Here is a 619-nt window from a genome sequence, read left to right as displayed (position 1 = left end):
AATTCCACATTCCATGTCTGATCAAAAACAGCTTTAACCCTCAAGGTGCAGGTACGCTTATCGGCCAAGATACTGGTGAAGATAATCTTGCGATCAAAGGTATTACAACGCTTAACGACCTAACCATGGTTAACGTATCAGGCCCAGGTATGAAGGGGATGGTAGGCATGGCGAGCCGAGTATTTGGTGCGATGTCTTCTGCTGGTGTCTCTATTGTATTAATTACTCAATCATCGTCTGAGTACAGCATCAGCTTCTGTATCGAGGCTGATGATAAGTTGAAAGCTCAACAAGTTCTGGCGGATGCGTTTGAACTTGAACTAAAAGACGGTCTATTGGAACCGGTTGATTTTATCGATGATGTTTCTATCGTTACCTTGGTTGGTGACGGCATGCGTACATCCCGTGGTGTTGCTTCACGTTTCTTCTCTTCTCTTGCGGAAGTGAACGTCAATATCGTCGCGATTGCGCAGGGTTCTTCAGAGCGTGCTATCTCTGCGGTAATTCCGGAAGACAAAATTTCTGAGGCGATCAAAGCGTGTCACGAAAACCTATTTAACTCGAAATACTTCCTCGATGTGTTTGTCGTCGGTGTTGGCGGTGTTGGCGGTGAGCTGGT

1 protein-coding gene is annotated in these 619 nt (G+C 46.0%); it reads left to right on the top strand.

The window, feature by feature from the left end:
• Positions 1-619, top strand: a 619-nt coding sequence (locus R7R24_RS28195) for an ACT domain-containing protein (protein WP_318120376.1), incomplete at both ends; no start/stop codon positions are given.

This window comes from Vibrio sp. 704, from assembly GCF_033339295.1.
This window is presented reverse-complemented; position numbering and strand designations above follow the sequence as displayed.